This is a genomic window from Mycobacterium colombiense, assembly GCF_001665835.1.
GTDB lineage: Bacteria > Actinomycetota > Actinomycetes > Mycobacteriales > Mycobacteriaceae > Mycobacterium > Mycobacterium colombiense_A.
Window position 1 is genome coordinate 87,655 of sequence record NZ_LZSX01000068.1, and the last position, 17,840, is coordinate 105,494.

The 17,840-nt window shown below is 67.1% G+C and carries 19 protein-coding genes; 15 read left to right on the forward strand and 4 right to left on the reverse strand.

From position 1 onward, the window contains the following. Positions 1-59: 59 nt before the first annotated feature. Both A5760_RS13660 and A5760_RS13665 read left to right on the forward strand, forming a co-directional pair. On the forward strand, positions 60-1,292 hold the full coding sequence (locus A5760_RS13660; RefSeq protein ID WP_064881552.1) for a cytochrome P450: 1,233 nt from the start codon (positions 60-62) through the stop codon (positions 1,290-1,292). Beyond that, on the forward strand, positions 1,289-2,257 hold the full coding sequence (locus A5760_RS13665) for an SDR family NAD(P)-dependent oxidoreductase (RefSeq protein ID WP_231122630.1): 969 nt from the start codon (positions 1,289-1,291) through the stop codon (positions 2,255-2,257). Before A5760_RS13660 ends, A5760_RS13665 begins: the two co-directional genes overlap by 4 nt. Here A5760_RS13665 and A5760_RS13670 read toward each other — a convergent pair. After that, the gene (locus tag A5760_RS13670; protein ID WP_064881556.1) at positions 2,247-2,921 is read right to left on the reverse strand and encodes a hypothetical protein; all 675 of its coding nucleotides are present in this window, start codon (positions 2,919-2,921) and stop codon (positions 2,247-2,249) included. The two genes, A5760_RS13665 and A5760_RS13670, sit on opposite strands and share 11 nt — an antisense overlap. Positions 2,922-3,000: 79 nt before the next feature. On the opposite strand from A5760_RS13670, the gene A5760_RS13675 reads away from it, so the two are divergent. From A5760_RS13675 to A5760_RS13685, 3 genes are read left to right on the forward strand one after another with little or no spacing between them, the layout of a single operon-like run. Beyond that, positions 3,001-4,518, forward strand: coding sequence for a carboxylesterase/lipase family protein (locus A5760_RS13675; RefSeq protein WP_064881558.1), 1,518 nt, complete (start codon positions 3,001-3,003; stop codon positions 4,516-4,518). 18 nt (positions 4,519-4,536) lie between these two features. Next, positions 4,537-6,549, forward strand: coding sequence for a phosphotransferase (locus A5760_RS13680; protein ID WP_064881560.1), 2,013 nt, complete (start codon positions 4,537-4,539; stop codon positions 6,547-6,549). Continuing rightward, complete coding sequence (locus A5760_RS13685; RefSeq protein ID WP_064881561.1) at positions 6,550-7,050, forward strand: gluconokinase; 501 nt, start codon at positions 6,550-6,552, stop codon at positions 7,048-7,050. 63 nt (positions 7,051-7,113) lie between these two features. Here the strand turns inward: A5760_RS13685 and A5760_RS13690 are convergent, their stop codons facing one another. Then, positions 7,114-7,737, reverse strand: a complete 624-nt coding sequence (locus tag A5760_RS13690) for a TetR/AcrR family transcriptional regulator (RefSeq protein ID WP_064881563.1) — start codon at positions 7,735-7,737, stop codon at positions 7,114-7,116. 404 nt (positions 7,738-8,141) lie between these two features. Here A5760_RS13690 and A5760_RS13695 point away from each other — a divergent pair, with 404 nt between their 5' ends. The 3 genes from A5760_RS13695 (at position 8,142) to A5760_RS13705 (ending at position 9,550) form a co-directional block, all read left to right on the forward strand. Beyond that, positions 8,142-8,429, forward strand: a complete 288-nt coding sequence (locus tag A5760_RS13695; protein ID WP_231122631.1) for a hypothetical protein — start codon at positions 8,142-8,144, stop codon at positions 8,427-8,429. 122 nt (positions 8,430-8,551) lie between these two features. Then, the gene (locus A5760_RS13700) at positions 8,552-8,941 is read left to right on the forward strand and encodes a TA system antitoxin ParD family protein (RefSeq protein WP_064881567.1); all 390 of its coding nucleotides are present in this window, start codon (positions 8,552-8,554) and stop codon (positions 8,939-8,941) included. Positions 8,942-8,971: 30 nt separating this feature from the next. Further along, positions 8,972-9,550 carry an AAA family ATPase gene (locus tag A5760_RS13705; RefSeq protein WP_064881569.1) on the forward strand — a complete coding sequence of 193 codons (579 nt, stop codon included), beginning with the start codon at positions 8,972-8,974 and terminating at the stop codon, positions 9,548-9,550. A gap of 32 nt (positions 9,551-9,582) precedes the next feature. Here A5760_RS13705 and A5760_RS13710 read toward each other — a convergent pair whose 3' ends face one another. Then, positions 9,583-10,584 carry a DoxX family protein gene (locus tag A5760_RS13710; protein WP_064881577.1) on the reverse strand — a complete coding sequence of 334 codons (1,002 nt, stop codon included), beginning with the start codon at positions 10,582-10,584 and terminating at the stop codon, positions 9,583-9,585. Between the two features lie 101 nt (positions 10,585-10,685). Here A5760_RS13710 and pncA point away from each other — a divergent pair, with 101 nt between their 5' ends. Together pncA and A5760_RS13720 are read left to right on the forward strand one after the other, a co-directional pair. Continuing rightward, positions 10,686-11,246, forward strand: a complete 561-nt coding sequence (gene pncA / locus A5760_RS13715; protein WP_082279468.1) for a pyrazinamidase PncA — start codon at positions 10,686-10,688, stop codon at positions 11,244-11,246. Next, a complete protein-coding gene (locus A5760_RS13720; RefSeq protein WP_064881580.1) occupies positions 11,246-12,046 on the forward strand; it encodes a ketosteroid isomerase family protein in 801 nt (266 codons plus the stop codon). The genes pncA and A5760_RS13720 overlap by 1 nt, the downstream gene beginning before the upstream one ends. Positions 12,047-12,058: 12 nt before the next feature. Here A5760_RS13720 and A5760_RS13725 read toward each other — a convergent pair whose 3' ends face one another. Further along, positions 12,059-12,409: a DoxX family protein gene (locus A5760_RS13725; RefSeq protein ID WP_064881582.1), complete on the reverse strand. Its 351-nt coding sequence runs from the start codon at positions 12,407-12,409 to the stop codon at positions 12,059-12,061. 168 nt (positions 12,410-12,577) lie between these two features. Here A5760_RS13725 and A5760_RS13730 point away from each other — a divergent pair, with 168 nt between their 5' ends. The 5 genes from A5760_RS13730 to A5760_RS13750 all read left to right on the forward strand — a co-directional run bounded on the left by A5760_RS13730 (position 12,578) and on the right by A5760_RS13750 (position 17,758). Next, a complete protein-coding gene (locus A5760_RS13730) occupies positions 12,578-13,573 on the forward strand; it encodes a sigma-70 family RNA polymerase sigma factor (protein ID WP_064881584.1) in 996 nt (331 codons plus the stop codon). After that, positions 13,563-14,891 carry an ABC transporter substrate-binding protein gene (locus A5760_RS13735; protein WP_064881586.1) on the forward strand — a complete coding sequence of 443 codons (1,329 nt, stop codon included), beginning with the start codon at positions 13,563-13,565 and terminating at the stop codon, positions 14,889-14,891. Before A5760_RS13730 ends, A5760_RS13735 begins: the two co-directional genes overlap by 11 nt. A 119-nt stretch (positions 14,892-15,010) precedes the next feature. Next, positions 15,011-15,856, forward strand: coding sequence for a carbohydrate ABC transporter permease (locus tag A5760_RS13740; protein ID WP_155764326.1), 846 nt, complete (start codon positions 15,011-15,013; stop codon positions 15,854-15,856). 34 nt (positions 15,857-15,890) lie between these two features. Further along, complete coding sequence (locus A5760_RS13745) at positions 15,891-16,685, forward strand: carbohydrate ABC transporter permease (RefSeq protein ID WP_155764327.1); 795 nt, start codon at positions 15,891-15,893, stop codon at positions 16,683-16,685. Positions 16,686-16,687: 2 nt separating this feature from the next. Beyond that, the gene (locus A5760_RS13750; protein ID WP_064881590.1) at positions 16,688-17,758 is read left to right on the forward strand and encodes an ABC transporter ATP-binding protein; all 1,071 of its coding nucleotides are present in this window, start codon (positions 16,688-16,690) and stop codon (positions 17,756-17,758) included. Positions 17,759-17,840: the final 82 nt, after the last annotated feature.

Consider the following 17,840-nt stretch of genomic DNA (forward strand, 5'->3'; position numbering starts at 1 on the left):
ACCGTCGCTTTACGCTCTACAACTGGCAGATATCTGACACTTAACGGGAAACGCGGGTTATGTCAACAACTTCCAAATCCTTCGGAACCGCCGACTCCTGCTCCGACGCCGGTCTGCCGGTGCTGCCCCTACCGCGGCCCGCACGCTGCCCGCTCGCGCCCCCGCCCGAATTCGGCGACTGGCGCGAGCAACCCGGGCTTCGAAAGGCGGTGTTCCAGGGCAACCCGGTCTGGGTGGTCAGCCGCTACCAGGACATCCGGGCGGCGCTGGTCGATCCGCGGTTGTCCGCGAAGACAATTCCGGACTCGATCATGCCGAAGGACGAGGAGAACAAGGTCCCGGTGATGTTCGCGCGGACCGACGATCCCGAGCATCATCGGTTGCGGCGCATGTTGACGAGCAACTTCACCTTCCGGCGTTGCGAATCGATGCGACCGCACATTCAGGAATGGGTCGACCACTATCTCGGCCAGATGATCGAGGGCGGCGCGCCGGCCGATCTGGTGCGCGCATTCGCCTTGCCGGTCCCGTCGATGGTGATCGCGTTGTTGCTCGGAGTGCCGCCCGAAGACCTCGAACTTTTCCAGTTCAACACCACCAAGGGGCTCGACCAGAAATCCAGCGACGCGGAAAAGGGTCAGGCGTTCGGGGCGATGTACGCCTACATCCAGGAACTGGTGGAGCGCAAGGCGCGTGAACCCGGTGACGACCTGATCAGCCGGCTGGTCACCGAATACGTGGCGACGGGCCAGCTCGACCATGCCACCACGGCGATGAACGGCGTGATCATGATGCAGGCCGGGCACGAGACCACCGCCAACATGATCTCGCTGGGAACGGTTGCGCTGCTGGAACATCCCGACGTGTTCGAGCGACTCGGGCAAAGCGACGACCCCGCCGTCACCGCGAACGTCGTCGAAGAACTCATGCGCTACCTCAGCATCGTGCACAGCCAGGTCGACCGCATCGCGACCGAAGATCTGATGATCGGTGGCCAGCTGATTCGCGCGGGGGAGTACGTCATGATGAGCCTGCTCGCCGGGAACTGGGACGCCGGGTTCGTCGACACGCCCGAAACCTTCGACGTCGACCGAAACACCCGCGGGCACTTGGGCTTCGGCTACGGTGTGCATCAATGCATCGGCGCGAACCTGGCCCGTGTCGAAATGCAGGTTGCGTTCGCCTCGCTGGCGCGCCGCCTGCCCGGGCTCCGACTGGCGGTGCCGCCTGAGCGGCTGAGCTTCAAAGACGCGAACATCTATGGCATGAAGGAACTTCCGGTGAGCTGGTGAGCGGCGAGCTGAGGTTTGACGACCAGGTCGCCGTCATCACCGGCGCCGGTGGCGGTTTGGGCAAGCAATACGCGCTGCTGCTGGCCTCCCGTGGTGCGCGTGTCGTGGTCAACGACTTGGGCGGCTCGGTGACCGGTGACGGCACCGACAGCCGCGCCGCTGATACCGCGGCGGCCGAGATCCGCGACCTCGGCGGTGACGCCGTGGCGGACGGCCACAGCGTCACCAGTCCCGAAGGCGGACAGGCGATCATCGAGGCCGCCCTGAACGCGTGGGGACGAGTCGACATCGTGATCAACAACGCCGGCATCGTCGGGGACGCGCCGTTCGAGGACATGACGGCGGAACGATTCGAGCCACTGCTGGATGTGCATCTCAAGGGCGCGTTCTACGTCACCAGGCCGGCCTGGAAAGTCATGCGCGAGCAGGGATATGGCCGCATCCTCCATACCTGTTCGGCCGCAGGGATACTCGGGGCGACCGGAATGAGCAACTACGGGTCGGCCAAGACCGGGTTGATCGGCCTGACCCGCGTGCTGGCCGCCGAAGGCGCCGACCACAACATCAAGGTCAATGCGGTCGCCCCGATCGCCTACACCCGGATGCTGGCGCACTCCGTGGAGGGCGCCGCGCAGCCGGACGATCCCGCCGCACAGGCGGTGCTGGACGACCTTGTGGGCCAATACCTTCAGAAGCTCGATCCAGCGCTGGTGGCCCCGGTGGCCGCCTTCCTGACCCATCGTGACTGTCCGGTGTCGGGGGAGATCTACACCGTTGGTGCAGGCCATGTTTCGCGATTCTTCATCGGCAGGACAAAGGGCTTCTACCGGCCCGGGTTGTCCATCGAGGACGTGCGTGATCACCTCGCGGAGATCCGCGACGAAACCGGCTACACCGTGCCGGGCGGAACCGCCGACGAGATGAGCGAGCTTTTCGCGACCATCATGGCCGGCCTCAGCAACTGAACGCCGTGCCGACACCATCCGGAGGTGGCGCCGGCTTCAGGCAGCCGAACGCCTCGATGCCGGAAATGCTGAATTTGGCCGCCGACTGGTGCGCGTAATTCACGCAATACAGTCCGGACTGGTCGGCGCGGCACCGGTAGTCACCGAACGACAGCGAATCCCCGTTCGCCAGTTCCGGTCCGTTGCCGTTGATGAACGGACCGGGATCGGCTCGCGCGGATCCCACCTGCAGGTTCACCCCGTCGAAGCCGATCCAGCCGCCTTGCCACTGGCCATAGGCCGTGGCGGGCGCCGGCGGCGGGTTGGTCAGACTCACCAGGCAGGCCAGCGCGCCGCCGGTGTGTTTGGCGTCGGTCATGCAGGAGACCTTGCCCGCCATCGCCGTCAGCGCGATGTCGTCGCCCAGTGGCGTGGCCGCCCCGTCGCGCGTGGCCGTGTGGAACCGGCCCGGATCGGCCGGGTGACCGGCCTCGATCCACGCGATGACGTCGGAGATTGCCGCTCCCGCGGCCGGCGCGGCGGCCGGTCCCGGTGATTTGCTTCCCGGCGCCCCGGCACCGGTCGATGACTGGCTGGTGCTTCCGGTGGGCTCCGAATGGCCGCCCGTGGTGTGTGAGCACCCGGCAATCAGTAATGACGCGGCGATCACCGCAGCTATCCGCATTCAGTCAGGCTAACCGGCGCGCCGGCCAATTAAGGCGCTGCGCGCGCGTTACGACGGTCATGTCGGTTACCGTCGGGTTATGCATCAGCGCACTGTCCGCGCACGCACGGCCATCGGCACCGTCGAAGGCTTCACCCGCGACGGGGTCACTCGGTGGCGGTCGATCCCGTATGCCCGTCCACCGGTGGGAAATCTGCGCTTCCGGGCGCCGCAGCCGGCCCAGCCGTGGTCGGGTGTCCGGCACTGCCATGGCTTCGGCAACTGCGCGCCCCAGCAGCGCCGCTACACCCTGCTCGGCATGTCGGGTTTGGGAGGCCGCTACCAGCCGATGAGCGAGGACTGCCTCACCCTCAACGTCGTGGCACCCGAGGGTGCGGTCGAGGGACCTCTGCCCGTCATGGTGTTCATCCACGGCGGCGGCTATTTCCTGGGCAGCTCGGCGACGCCGCTGTACGACGGCGCTGCCCTGGCCCGCCGGGGATGTGTGTACGTATCGGTGAACTACCGGCTGGGCGCGCTGGGGTGCGTTGACTTCTCGTCCCTGTCGACGCCGGAGATCACCATCGACAGCAACCTGTACCTGCGCGACCTGGTGCTGGCGCTGCAGTGGATTCGCGACAACATCGCGGGGTTCGGCGGCGACCCGGACAACGTCACCATCTTCGGCGAGAGCGCCGGCGCGTGCATCACCGCCTCACTGCTGGCGGTGCCCGCCGCCAAAGGCCTGTTCGCCCGGGCGATCTCGGAAAGCCCGGCCTCGGGTCTGGTGCGGTCGAAAGAGGTTGCCGCGGAGTTCGCGAACCGCTTCGCCAACCTGCTTGGGGTGCGCAGGCAGGACGCCGCCAACGCGCTGATGTCGGTGTCCGCCGCCCAACTGGTGAAAACCCAGCACCAATTGATCGACGAGGGCATGCGGAACAGGCTGGGCGCCTTCCCGATCGGACCGGTCTTCGGTGACGACATCCTGCCGCTGGATCCGGTGGAGGCGATGCGGCGCGGCGAGGCCCACCGGGTTCCGCTGATCGTGGGCACGAACGCCGAGGAAGGACGGCTGTTCACCCGGTTCCTGGCGATGTTGCCGACCAACGAGACGATGGTCGAGGAGCTGCTCGCCGAGGCGGAACCCGCTATCCGCGAACGCATTACCGCCGCATATCCCGACTATCCCGAGCGGGCGGCGTGCATCCAGCTCGGCGGTGACTTCGCGTTCGCGTCGGCGGCCTGGCAGATCGCTGAGGCCCACGGCACGCACGCGCCGACGTACCTCTACCGGTACGACTACGCACCGCGCACGCTGCGCTGGTCCGGTTTCGGAGCCACCCACGCCACCGAGTTGCTCGCGGTTTTCGACGTCTACCGCACCAGATTCGGCGCGTTGTTGACCGCCGCGGCGGACCGGCGGGCCGCCTTGCGGGTGAGCAATCAGGTGCAGCGCCGCTGGCGGGCCTTCAGCCGCACCGGCGTGCCGGGGGAGGACTGGCCCCTCTACACCGCCGACGACCGGGCCGTAATGGTCTTCGACCGCAAGTCCCGCGTCGAGTTCGACCCGCATCCGCATCGCCGAATGGCATGGGACGGCTTCTCACTGGCGCGTTGACCTGGCACGCTAACCCTCATGCACGCCGAGACCGAACAAGTCATCGAACGACCCAGTGACCTCACCGCCTCCTGGCTGGCCGCGGTCATCGGCACCGGACCCATCGCCGACTTCTCGGTCGAGCGCATCGGTACCGGCCAGATGAGCGAGTGCTACCGCGTCCGGCTCAGCTATGCCGAGGGGCCCTCGGACGGGCCCGAGTCGGTGGTGCTGAAGGTCGCGGCCACCGACCCGATCAGCCGGCAGACCGGGCTGGCGCTGGGACTCTACGAGCGGGAGGTGCGCTTCTACGGCGACATCGCGCCGCGGCTGGGTGGGCCCATCGCGCCCTGCTACCACGCGGCGGTCGACACCTCGGCGGGCGTGTTCGACTTGCTGCTGGGCGATGCCGGGCCGGCCGTCGTCGGCGATGAAATCGCCGGCGCCACAATCGAACAGGCCCGCCTGGGGGCCGTCGAACTGGGACGGCTGCATGGGCCGCTGCTCGGCGACGCCTCGCTGGCCGAGGCGCCGTGGCTCAACCGTGAGCCTCCGCTGAACCGGGCCATGATCACCCCGCTGTACGCCGGTTTCGTCGACCGCTACGGCGACCAGATCGCGCCGGAGCACCGAGTGGTGTGCGAACGCCTGGTGGCCGCGTTCGACGGCTACCTGGCCCAGGAGGGGGAGGCGCCCGACCGCGGCCATCTCCAGGGCCTGGTGCATGGCGACTACCGCCTGGACAACATGCTGTTCGGTACCGACGGCGCCGATCGCGCGCTGACGGTGGTCGATTGGCAGACCGTGTCCTGGGGTCCGGCGCTGACCGACCTGGCCTACTTCCTCGGTGGCGCGATGCCCACCGAGGACCGTCGGCACCACTACGACACGCTGCTGCACGCCTACCATGAGGCGCTGGGCCCGCGGGCGCCACTCACCCTGGCCGACGTCGCCGACGGGGTGCGCCGGCAGAGCTTCTTCGGGGTGATGATGGCGATCGTCTCGCCCATGCTGGTCGAGCGCACCGACCGCGGCGACCGGATGTTCATGACGATGCTGCGACGACACTGCGACCATGTACTCGCCACGGACGCGCTGTCGACGCTGCCCGCACCGGTCGCGCCGGAGCCGTTGCGGCCGCCGGCCGAGGACGAACTCGCCCACGATCCCACCGCCGAACCGCTGTGGAGCGAGAGCTGGTATGCCGACTTCGCCGACGCGGCACAGGGATTGGGCGGCTGGTTCCGGCTCGGCCGGGTGGCCAACGAGCAGACCGCCTGGGTGCACGTCCTGTTGTGCGGGCCCGACATGCCGACGGTCGCCGTCGACGCGCAGGTGCCGCTGCCGTCGGACCCGTGGACGGTGCGCACCGATGACTTCGAACTCGGCCATTCGGCCGAGGTGCCGCTGCAGAGCTACCGCGTGGACGTGCGGGCGCGGGGCCGGGCCTACACCGATCCGTCCGCGTTGTTGCGCGGGGAGCCTGGAACCCCGGTCGAGATGACCATGAACCTGGTGTGGGCCACCGACGGCACGCCGTACAAGTACGGGCTGACGACGCGTTATGAAATTCCGTGCACCGTCTCGGGCACCGTCACGATCGACGACACCGGCTACCGTCTGGACTCCGTTCCGGGCCAGCGTGATCACTCGTGGGGCGTGCGCGATTGGTGGGGCATGGACTGGATATGGAGCGCGCTGCACCTGGACGACGGCACCCACCTGCACGGCGTGAACATCAGGATTCCCGGGGCCCCCGCGTTCAGCATCGGCTACGAACAGGGCGCCGACGGCAAGGTCACCGAGCTGCAGACCGTTGACTCGCGAGAATCGTTCGCCGACAACGGGTTACCGCTCGACGCAACTCTGCGGCTCACACCGGCTGAGATCACCGCGGACGTGAACGTGCGCGGTCAGGCGCCGGCCCGGCTCGTCGCGACGGACGGGCGGGTCAGCCAGTTTCCCCGGGTCTGGGCCACGATCAGCACGGCCGACGGGCGCAGCGGCGTGGGTTGGCTGGAATGGAACCGCAATCTCGGCGACCACACGTAGGTGAGCGGATCGGCCCCCGTCGTGGTGATGGGCGTCTCCGGATCGGGCAAGTCGACGGTGGGGGCGGCGCTCGCGCAGCGCTGGCGGGTCCCGTTCGTCGACGCCGACACCCTGCACCCGGCCGCCAACGTCGCCAAGATGGCGGCCGGCGAACCGCTGGACGACGATGACCGCTATCCCTGGTTGGAGCGGGTCGGCGACTGGTTGGCCGCCCACCGCGACGGCGCCGTGGTGAGTTGTTCGGCGCTGAAGCGGAAATATCGCGACCAGTTGCGCGCGCACTGCCCGGAGGTGGAGTTCCTGCACCTCTCGGGTTCGGCGGAACTGATCGGCGGCCGGTTGGCGACCCGGACCGATCACTTCATGCCGGCCGCACTGCTGCGCTCGCAGCTGGACACTTTGGAACCCCTCGGTCCCGACGAGGCCGGCATGACCGTCGACGTTGGTCCCGGCGTCGACGCGATCGTGGATGCCCTGGTGAAAGGACATCGCGACACTTGACGGCGGAATCGGGAGCGGTGCAAGCGATTTCGAGGTTACACCTTGAGTGATCGACTGCGGCCGCTAGTGGTCAGCACCCGCCGTTGGTGGTGGAGCGTCTTGGGGCAGTTTGGTCAATGTCGCGAATGCTTCGGTAAAGATGGCGGCGATGTCGCGGTCGTCGGCGGTGGCTATCGGCTCCTTGTGTAGCAGGACGCGCAGGACGCCGACCCCGAGGAGCAGGGCCGCGACCAGGTCGGCACGAAGTCGGGGATTGTCGGCCTGGATCCGTCGGGACAGGTTGGCGGTCAGGCCGTTTTCGAGCTGATCGTTGAGGCGTGCGACGACGTCGGGGTCCCCACTGGAGCGCAGCAGCGCGAACAGCGGGGCGTCGCTATCTTGACGAGCCTGCAGCACGCGTTCGATCAAGGTCCGGCCCACCGCCGCATCGGTGGCCTGGCGGGCCGCTTCGACGTTGTCGGAGATGTTGGTGGCTTCGTCGAAGAGCTGTTGTTTGGACCCGAAGTAGCGCCGGACGAGCATTACGTCCACGCCGGCTTGAGCCGCGATCGCACGTAGCGAGACGGCCCGATACCCGTGGCGCAAGAACTGTTCGCGCGCCGCGGTGAGCAGTCGCGCCTGGGTGGCGGCGGCGTTGCGACGTGGCAGGCCCGTATCCGGACCCGTGCGGTTTGACGTGCGCGTCATCGTGCTCCCTCAGAAATTTATCTACGACTGTAGACATGATCAGCCGACCCGCATAGAGTTGCCTATGTCTACGATCGTAGACATTGTCTCAAGGGGATCAGCGGCGGCGACGAATCGAAAGCGGGTGGAGCGTATGGCTGAGCGGCCGCAAAAGGATTCAGGTCCAACGGGCGTCGGTGCGACTTCCCTCGGGGTGGCTGTACTGCGGGCAGAGGAAAGCTCACGCACGGACCGATTGTTCAACGACCCCTACGCGCGCGCATTCGTCGACCACGCTGATCCCGATGGATCGATATGGAACAGCGAGGGCGCGGCGCAGCATGCTGGCGCTGGATCACAACGAGGGCTGGCCACCGCATCCAAAACCATGTCGTGAAAAACGAACGCTGTCAGGAGGATTCGTCATGGTCGGAGTAATGCTCGTCAAACAAAAAGTCGGTAGCGTCGAGCAATGGAACACCATCTTCCGCGATCCCGAGCTCGATGCCGTGCGACGTGACCACGGTTTGGTGGTCACAGGGACCTACGTCGACGCCGCCGACTCCAACACGGTCATCGTCGTGATGGACATGCACGACGTCGACCAGGCGCGCAAATTCGCTAGCTCGCAGGAACTGGCCACAGCCCGGGAAAGGGCCGGGGCGATCGGCGTCCCGGACGGCGTGTGGTTCGGGCCGGAACGGATTCAGTGACGCGTGGCGCCAGAAGGCGATGCCGTACCGAACCAGTCGGTGGAAGGGCCCATACCAACGGCCGGCCCAGCCGTGTAGCATTATGCTACAGCTTGTAACGGAGTGTTGCATTGGAGGAAGCCATGGCCGAGGCTCTCGATCGTGTAACGCGGGTCGCATCCGACCTGATGGACAGCGCGGCGGCTGAGGGTGCCCGGCAGAGCCGCTCGGCCAAGCAGCAACTCGACCACTGGGCGCGGGTCGGGCGCGCGGTGTCCAGCCAGCACACCGCCTCGCGGCGCCGGGTGGAAGCCGCCCTCGCCGGCCAGCTCGCGACCGGCGAGCTCACCGTCGAGGAGGGCGTGGTGTTCAACGCCGAGATCTCCGCGGCCATCGAAGAAAGCCTGGCGCGCACGAACTACGGGGCGACGCTGGCCGGGCAAGGCGTCACCACGGTGGCCCTCAACGACGACGGCGAGATCGTCGAGCACCGCCCCGACGGCGCCGCGGTGGTGCTCGCGGGCGGGCGCTGACCCGGCGATCGTCGGCGGTTCGGCGGTGCGATGGATCGACTTGACTTGGTGGTCGGGCCGAACGGTGCCGGTAAATCCACGTTCATCGCGTTCACCCTGGCGCCGCTGTTGCCGGGAAGCCTCGTGGTCAACGCCGACGAGATCGCGCGGCAACGCTGGCCGGAGGATCCGGCCTCGCACTCCTACGACGCCGCGCGCGTCGCCGCCGACACCCGCGCCAAGCTGATCGAACTGGGTCGGCCCTTCATCGCCGAGACGGTGTTTTCCCATCCCTCGAAGCTGGACCTCATCCACACCGCGCGTCGCGCGGGCTTCACCGTCGTGCTGCATGTGCTGCTCATCCCGGAAAACCTTGCGGTGGAACGCGTCCGGCACCGCGTGCGGGCCGGCGGTCACGACGTGCCGGAAGCCAAGATCCGCGAGCGCCACCGCCGGTTGTGGACGCCGGTCGCCGACGCCATCGCCGCATCTGACCTCGCGACGGTGTACGACAACAGCCGCTTGCGCGGCCCGCGCATCGTTGCCCGGCTCAGCGGCGGCCTGACGGTCGGCGCCCCCGAGTGGCCGGCGTGGGCGCCCGATAACGTGCGGGCTCGCTGGCCCGACTAGCTCCAGGCGCTAGCGGTCCGCGACTTCCGCGATCACCAGGGCAGCTTGCGGCGGCCGGTCTCGACCTGGCCGCCGACCCGCTCGCGCGCGGTGCTGGCCAGCTTCTCGCTGCGTTTACGCGCCTTCTTGGCCAGTTTCTCGCTGCGTTTGCGGGCCTTCTTGGCCAGCGGCGCGGCCCGGTCAGCGGCCTCGTCGGCGAACTCTTCGCTGCGCTTGCGCGCCTTCTCGGCCAGGTACGCGGCGCGCTCGGCGGCCTCGTCGGCCCATTCCTCGCCACGCTTGCGCGCCTTCTTCGCCAACGGCCTGCTGCGGTCGGCCGCGGTGCTGGCGAGTTCGCGGCCGCGTTCGAGTGCGGCCTCGGCGTAAGGCGCGCCGCGTTCCGCCGCGGTGCTGGCGAGTTCGCGGCCGCGTTCGAGTGCGGCCTCGGCGTAAGGCGCGCCGCGCTCGGCCGCGGTGCTGGCCAGTTCGCGACCCCGCTCGGCGCCGATCTGCAAGCCGTGTGCGAGCCGATCACCCAGCTCCGAGAAATCGGCATCGAAGGCCGAGTCGTCGGAACCGGGCCACGCCGACGACACCCGCTCGGAGAGCCGTTCCGCGGCGCGGCGGCCACGCCACCCGAGTGAAGGCTTACCGGCGGTGTCGGCGGAGGCGATCAACAGGCCGCCCAACAGGCTGAGGTCGGTGAGAAATTGTTGGCGTTTCTGGGCTTTGGCCACCGGGTCGCTCTCGTTCCAGAACGAGTGCGTCCCAAGGTTGGCCGGCAACACCGTCACCGCGAGCGCCGCCGACGCGATGCGGGGGAGTTTGCCGGTGGCGAGCAGCAGGCCGCCGCCGATTTGAACGGCCGCGGTGATCTGCGCGACCGTCTCGGGGTCGCTGGGAATGCTGCTGCTCACCGAATCCGGCAACGCCTGCAGACCGTCCACCGCCGGCGCCGCGGCCTCCGCCGCGGATTTGGGATTGAGCAGTGAATTGACTCCTTGCCCGATGAATGCCACTGATAACAGGGGTCGCGCGATTCTCCTGAGCACCATGGCCGGTGTATTACCCGGCTGCCTGTCGAGCAAACCGTGGCGTCGATATCCCCAGCTAGACCGGCCTAGACATAGAGGTGCACATCGATAGGGTGGAGCGCGTGCGAGCGTTGATCATCGTCGACGTGCAAAACGATTTCTGCGAGGGCGGCTCCGTGCCGACGGCCCGCGGCGCCGCGGTGGCACCCGCGATCAACGACTATCTGTACGGCGACCCGGGCTACCACTACGTCGTGGCCACCCAGGACTTCCACATCGATCCGGGTGATCATTTCTCCGACCGACCGGACTTTTCATCCTCCTGGCCCGTGCACTGCGTCGCCGGAAGCGTGGGTGCGAATCTTCGGCCCGACCTGGACATCCGGCGCATCGATGCGGTCTTTCGCAAGGGCGCTCACGCCGCCGCTTACAGCGGTTTCGAGGGCGTCGACGAGAACGGGACGACGCTACTTGAATGGTTGCGGCGGCGGGGCGTCGACGAGGTCGACGTGGTCGGCATCGCCACGGACTTTTGCGTCCGGCGAACCGCCGAGGACGCGGCGGCGGCAGGCATGATCACCAGGGTGCTGGTGGACCTGACCGCGGCCGCGGCCGTGGACTCCGCTGCCGAGGCGCTGGCGGCAATGCGCTCCGCCGGCATCGAGTTGGTTGGGGGGCCGTAATGGTGGTGCCGCTGGATCGGGAACATCTGCTGGCCGCGGTGGAGCGCTCGCCGCAGGCGGCCGCCGCCCATGATCGCGCCGGGTGGGTGGGACTGTTCACCGGTGACGGCCGGATCGAGGACCCGGTGGGCTCGCGACCGCACGTGGGGCATGAGCAGATCGGCCGCTTTTACGACACATTCATCGGTCCGCGTAACATCAAGTTCCATCGCGATCTCGACATCGTCGTCGGCACGGCGGTGCTGCGTGACCTCGAGCTCGAGGTCACGATGGGTTCGGCGGTGACGATGTATATTCCGGCGTTCCTGCGCTACGACCTCCGAGAAACCAACGGCGAGTGGAAGATTGGCGAGCTGCGGGCCTACTGGGAGCTTCCCGCCATGATGCTGCAGTTCCTGCGCACCGGCTTCGGCGCCGTGGGCCCCGCGCTGAACCTGTCCAGGGGGCTGGTGAGCAATCAAGGCTGGCGGGGGACCGCCGGTTTCATGACCGGATTCCGACGGGTGGGAGCGCGTCATCAGCGGCTGGTGACCACGTTCCTCGACGCGGTCGCGCGGAAAGACACGTTTTCCGCTGCACGGCTGCTGTCATCGGATGCCGCAATAACTTTGGCCGATCGCGACCCACTCGAGCTGGCCGAGCTGGCGGAGCAACTGGACGGGGCCGGCGCGACCAAGATGAACAGCGCGGGCCTTACCGTCGCGATGTCGCTCAACTCGTGTCACGGACGCGCCATCGTGTTCGCCGATGTGGCCCGGCGCGGCAACGCGATCAACCGGATCAGGTACTTTCCCGCCTGACCCCCGCATGCCTCACCGGACCACCATCAGCGCCAGCGAAGCCGCGGACAGGCACAAAAACGCGCCGGGAAACGCGATGTTGTACAGGACGCGTGCCCTCAGGTGCGTCGCCACCGCGCCGACGAAAAACGCAACCAGGCCGGCAGCGGCCGCGATGCCCAATTCCCGCAGGCCCAGCAGGCCGACAACGATCCCGACGGCTCCGGCCAGCTTCACTGCTCCCAGCGCCGGTAACCACGAGCGGGGCACCCCGACTTGGGCAGAGTTCGCCAGAACGAATCGCGCCGGAACCAAGTCGGCGATGGCGATCGCGGCGGTGATGGCGGCGGTGATCAGCGTGATCACGACGAGTGCGGTGTGCATCCGGATCAATCCCTTGTCGCGCAGCGATTTCCGCAGCGGCGGGTCGAATGCGTGCAGTGCGCGGCGCGGCGCACAATCGGTAAGGTCATGGTGCTTGTCTCCTTTGCCACAGGAAGTCCGTTGGACGCGGTCATCTTCTTGACGACTTTCGTGCGGGAAAGGTGACCCATGAGCGCAACGATGGATCTGGCGGATCTGGCACGGCGTTTCGACGCCGATCGACGACACCTGAGGTCGGTCGCGTTCCAGCTGCTGGGCTCGGTGGCCGACGCCGACGACGCCGTTCAGTCGGCGTGGCTCAAGGCCAGTCGTGCGGACTTCGACGCTGTCGACAACCTCTCCGGTTGGTTCACCACGATCACCGCGCGCGAGGCGTTCGACCAGCTTCGAGTGCGCAAGCGTCGCGCCGAGCAACCGCTCGGCGGCACCGACGAACTGGACCGACTGGCCCGGACGGCGTCGGCGGCGGCCGACGAGGACGCACTGCTGGCGGAGTCGGTGAGCAGCGCCCTGCTCGTGGTGCTCGACCGGCTCTCCCCGGCGCAGCGTGTTGCGTTCGTGCTGCACGACGTGTTCGCCATGCCGTTCGAGCAGATCGCCGGGCTGATGGATCGGTCAGCGGACGCCACCAAGAAGTTGGCCAGCAGGGCACGTGGGCGCCTGCACGCCGACCCGGCCGCCCCGCCCCGTCGCACGGCCGACCACCTGCAGGTGGTCGAGGCGTTTCTGACGGCGTCGCGCGACGGCGACATCGCGGGCCTGCTCGAACTGCTCGCTCCCGAGGTGGTGCGCACCGTCGATCCGGCCCTCGTTCCCGCCGACGTGCCAACCACGTTGCGCGGCGCCCGTGAGGTCGCCGGGGAGACTCGCCGGTTCTCTCAGCGGGCACGCGCCGGTGCTGTCATGCTCATCGACGGGGCACCGGGCATCGTGCTCGCGGCCGGTGGGCGCGCTCAGGTCCTGCTGGTGATCGGCATCGGCACCGACGATCGCATCCACACGATCGACATCACCGGCAATGCCGAGCGAATCCGACGGGCCGCGCTGACGCTGCCGCGGTGGCCGATCCAGGAACATCACAAGCGCATCGGGTACCAAGGACGTCAGACACAGTCGGCCGGGAACCCGGCCACGGGGCAAGACCGGGAGAGCCATGCTCGATAAGCCGTTCGGGCGGCGCAACCTGCTGCGGGGCGCCGGCGCGCTTTCCGCGGCTGCGCTGGCACCGTGGCCGGCCGGGTGCGCTTCCGACGACGAGGACGCCCTCACGTTCTTCTTCGCGGCCAATCCGGACGAGCGGGACGCCAGGATGCGCATCGTCGACGAGTTTGCGCGCCGCCATCCCGACATCAAGGTTCGCCCGGTGCAGTCCGGTCCGGGCGTCATGCAACAGCTTTCGACGTTTTGTGTCGGCGGCAAATGCCCCGACGTGCTGATGACATGGGAACTGTCCTACGCCGAACTCGCCGACCGCGGTGTGCTGCTGGACATGAACACGCTGTTGGCACGCGACAAGACGTTTGCCGACCAGCTCAAGGCGGACAGCATTCCGGCGCTGTACGAAACGTTCACCTTCAACGACAAGCAGTACGCGTTGCCCGAACAGTGGTCGGGCAACTACTTGTTCTACAACAAGCGGCTCTTCGCCGAAGCCGGGGTGCCCGCACCGCCCAAGACGTGGGAACAGCCTTGGGATTTCACCGAATTCCTGGACGTAGCGCGCGCGCTGACCAAGCGTGAGGCATCCGGGCGGGCCGCTCAGTACGGTTTCGTCAACACCTGGGGTTCCTATTATTCGGCCGGCCTGTTCGCGATGAACAACGGCGTTGCCTGGTCCAACCCGCGGCTGAACCCGACTCACTTCAACTTCGACAAGGCGGCGTTCCAGGAAGCGGTGCAGTTCTACGCCGATCTGGCCAACAAGTACCGGGTTGCGCCCAACGCGTCCGAGACGCAGTCGATGTCGACGCCTAACCTTTTTGCGGTGGGGCGTGCGGCGATCGCGCTCGGCGGACATTGGCGTTACCAGACCTACATCCGCGCCGAGGACCTGGATTTCGATGTCGCCCCGTTGCCCGTCGGTCCGGCGCTGGGGAAGGGCCACGCCGCGTGTTCCGATATCGGCGCCACCGGACTGGCCATCTCGGCGAGCAGCCCGCGCAAGGAGCAGGCATGGGAATTCGTGAAGTTCGCGACCGGGCCCATCGGGCAAGCGTTGATCGGTGAATCTTGCCTGTTCGTTCCGGTGCTGCGGTCGGCGCTGCGATCGGACGGATTCGCCAAGGCCCATCGACGGCTCGGCAATCTCAGCGTGCTCACCGAAGGTCCGGCCTTCTCGCAGGGCTTGCCGATCACGCCGGCGTGGGAGAAGGTCAATGCCTTGATGGACCGCAACTTTGGCCCCATCCTGCGGGGCCGGGTACCGGCTACGTCCTTGAGCGGGTTGTCCCGCTCCGTCGACGAAGTGCTACGTAGCCCATGACCTCGATGGACGCACCTGGCGCGACCGCCCCGGGCGGGAGGGCGACGCGGAAGGCGCCGGAGGATCCGAGCCCGTGGCGCCGGCACGCCTGGGCCGGCCGGTTGTTCGTCGCTCCCAACATGGTGGCGGTCGCCGTGTTCATGCTCTTTCCACTGGGCTTTTCGCTGTACATGAGCTTTCAGCAATGGGATGTGTTCACCCCGCCAAAGTTTGTGGGCCTGAAGAACTTTTCCGACCTGTTCAGCTCGGACCCGCTCTTCCTGATCGCGATCCGCAACACGGTGATCTTCACCCTCGGGACGGTGGTGCCGACGGTCCTCATCAGCCTGGTCGTCGCGGGGGTGCTGAACCAGAAGGTCCGGGGCATCGGCATCTTCCGAACGATTGTCTTTCTGCCGCTGGCCATCTCGTCGGTCGTGATGGCGGTGGTGTGGCAATTCGTCTTCAACACCGACAACGGCCTGCTCAACATCATGCTCGGCTGGGTCGGGCTCGGCCCGGTCCCGTGGTTGGTCGATCCCCACTGGGCCATGGCCTCGCTGTGCATCGTCAGCGGCTGGCGCAGCGTGCCCTTCGCCACCGTCGTGTTGCTGGCTGCGATGCAGGGTGTTCCGGGAACGGTCTACGAGGCGGCCAAGATCGACGGGGCCAGCGAGATAAGGCAATTCGTCTCCATCACCGTTCCGTTGATCCGAGGGTCGATATCGTTCGTGGTGATCATCTCGGTGATCCACGCCTTCCAGGCGTTTGACATGGTCTATGTCCTCAACGGCCCCAGCGGTGGGCCGGAATCGGCGACCTACGTCCTGGGCATCATGCTGTTCCAGCACGCGTTCTCGTTCCTCGAATTCGGATACGCCTCCGCGCTGGCGTGGGTGATGTTCGCCGTCTTGCTGGTGCTGACCGTGGTGCAGTTGCGTGTCAGCCATCGACGATCTTTGGAGACTTCGCGTGGGCTTAAGTGAGGGTGCCATCAGGCACACCGTGGTGCGCGGCGGCATGGTCTATGGTTCGCTGCTCGCGGTCGCCTGGTGTGCGCTGTTCCCGATTGCGTGGGCGGTGTCGGGTTCGCTGAAGACGGAAGGCGAGGTCAGCGAGCCCACGCTGCTGCCGGCCCACCCGCGGTGGTCGAACTACACCGAGGTGTTCGCGCTGATGCCGTTCGGGCGGATGTTTTTCAACACCGTGCTGTACGCGGGGTGCGTCACCGCGGGGCATGTCTTCTTTTGCTCACTGGCCGGATATGCCTTCGCGCGACTGGATTTCCGCGGCCGCGATGCGCTGTTCGTCGTGTATCTCGGCACGCTGATGGTGCCCTTGACGGTGACCGTGATCCCGCAATTCCTGGTGATGCGGACCCTGGGCTGGGTCGACACCCCGTGGGCGATGATCGCACCGGGTTTCTTCGGCAGCGCATTCGGCACGTACCTGATGCGGCAGTTCTTCCGCACCCTGCCCACCGATCTGGAGGAGGCCGCGATACTCGACGGCTGTACGCCGTGGCAGGTCTATTGGCGGATCCTGCTTCCCCATGCACGACCGGCGGTGATGGTGCTCGCCGTGCTCACCTGGGTCAACGTCTGGAACGATTTCCTCTGGCCGCTGCTGATGATTCAGCGCAACAGCCTGGCCACCCTGACCCTGGGCCTGGTCAGGATGAAGGGCGAATATGTTGCCCGGTGGCCGGTTCTGATGGCAACCTCGATGCTTATCATGCTGCCCCTGGTCATCATGTACGCCATCGCGCAACGCTCGTTTGTCCGCGGAATCGCCGTCACCGGAATGGGCGGCTAGCCATGGCCTCGGTGACATTCGAGCAAGCGACCCGGCGCTACCCGGGAGCCGACCGCCCGGCCCTGGACAACCTGGACCTCGTGGTGGGCGACGGCGAATTCGTCGTGCTGGTCGGACCGTCCGGCTGCGGCAAGACGACGTCGCTGCGTATGGTGGCCGGGCTGGAAGTCGTGGACTCCGGGCATATCCGGATCGGCGACCGAGACGTGACCAACGTCGACCCCAAGGATCGCGACGTCGCGATGGTCTTTCAGAACTATGCGCTCTACCCGCACATGACGGTGGCCCAGAACATGGGCTTTGCCATGAAGGTCGCCAAGACCCCGAAGGACCAGATTCGTGAGCGGGTGTTGGACGCGGCGAAACTCCTTGACCTGCAACCCTATCTCGATCGCAAGCCGAAGGACCTTTCCGGTGGGCAACGCCAGCGGGTGGCGATGGGCCGTGCGATCGTGCGCCGGCCGCACGTGTTCCTGATGGACGAACCGCTGTCCAATCTCGACGCCAAACTCCGCGTGCAGACGCGTAACCAGATCGCCGCGTTACAACGGCGGCTGGGCACCACCACCGTCTACGTCACCCACGACCAGGTCGAGGCCATGACCATGGGTGACCGCGTCGCCGTGCTGCGCGACGGGGTGCTGCAGCAGTTCGCGCCACCCCGCGAGCTCTACCGGAACCCGGAGAACGTCTTCGTGGCGGGCTTCATCGGATCGCCGGCGATGAACCTGTTCACCCTTCCCATCGTGGATTCGGCTGTGTCGCTGGGTGATTGGCCCATAGTTCTGCCCCGGGAGATCGCCGGCGGCGCGGGTGAGGTCGTGGTCGGGGTCCGTCCCGAACATTTCGAGCTGGGTGGCCTCGGTGTCGAGATGGAGGTCGACGTGGTGGAGGAACTGGGCGCAGACGCCTACCTGTATGGGCGAATCACCGGCCCCGGCAACGTAATCGACGCGCCCATCGTCGCGCGGGCCGACGGGCGAAACCCACCGCAGAAAGGCAGCAGGGTACGTCTGCATCCGGAACCCGGGCACCTGCACTTCTTCGGCGTGGATGGCCGCCGGATCTGTTGAACCCCATCTCGATCCGGTTAGGGGGCTGACGTGAGTACGAACCGTGCCGACTTGGTGTGCGAAGGCGGTGGCGTCCGGGGCA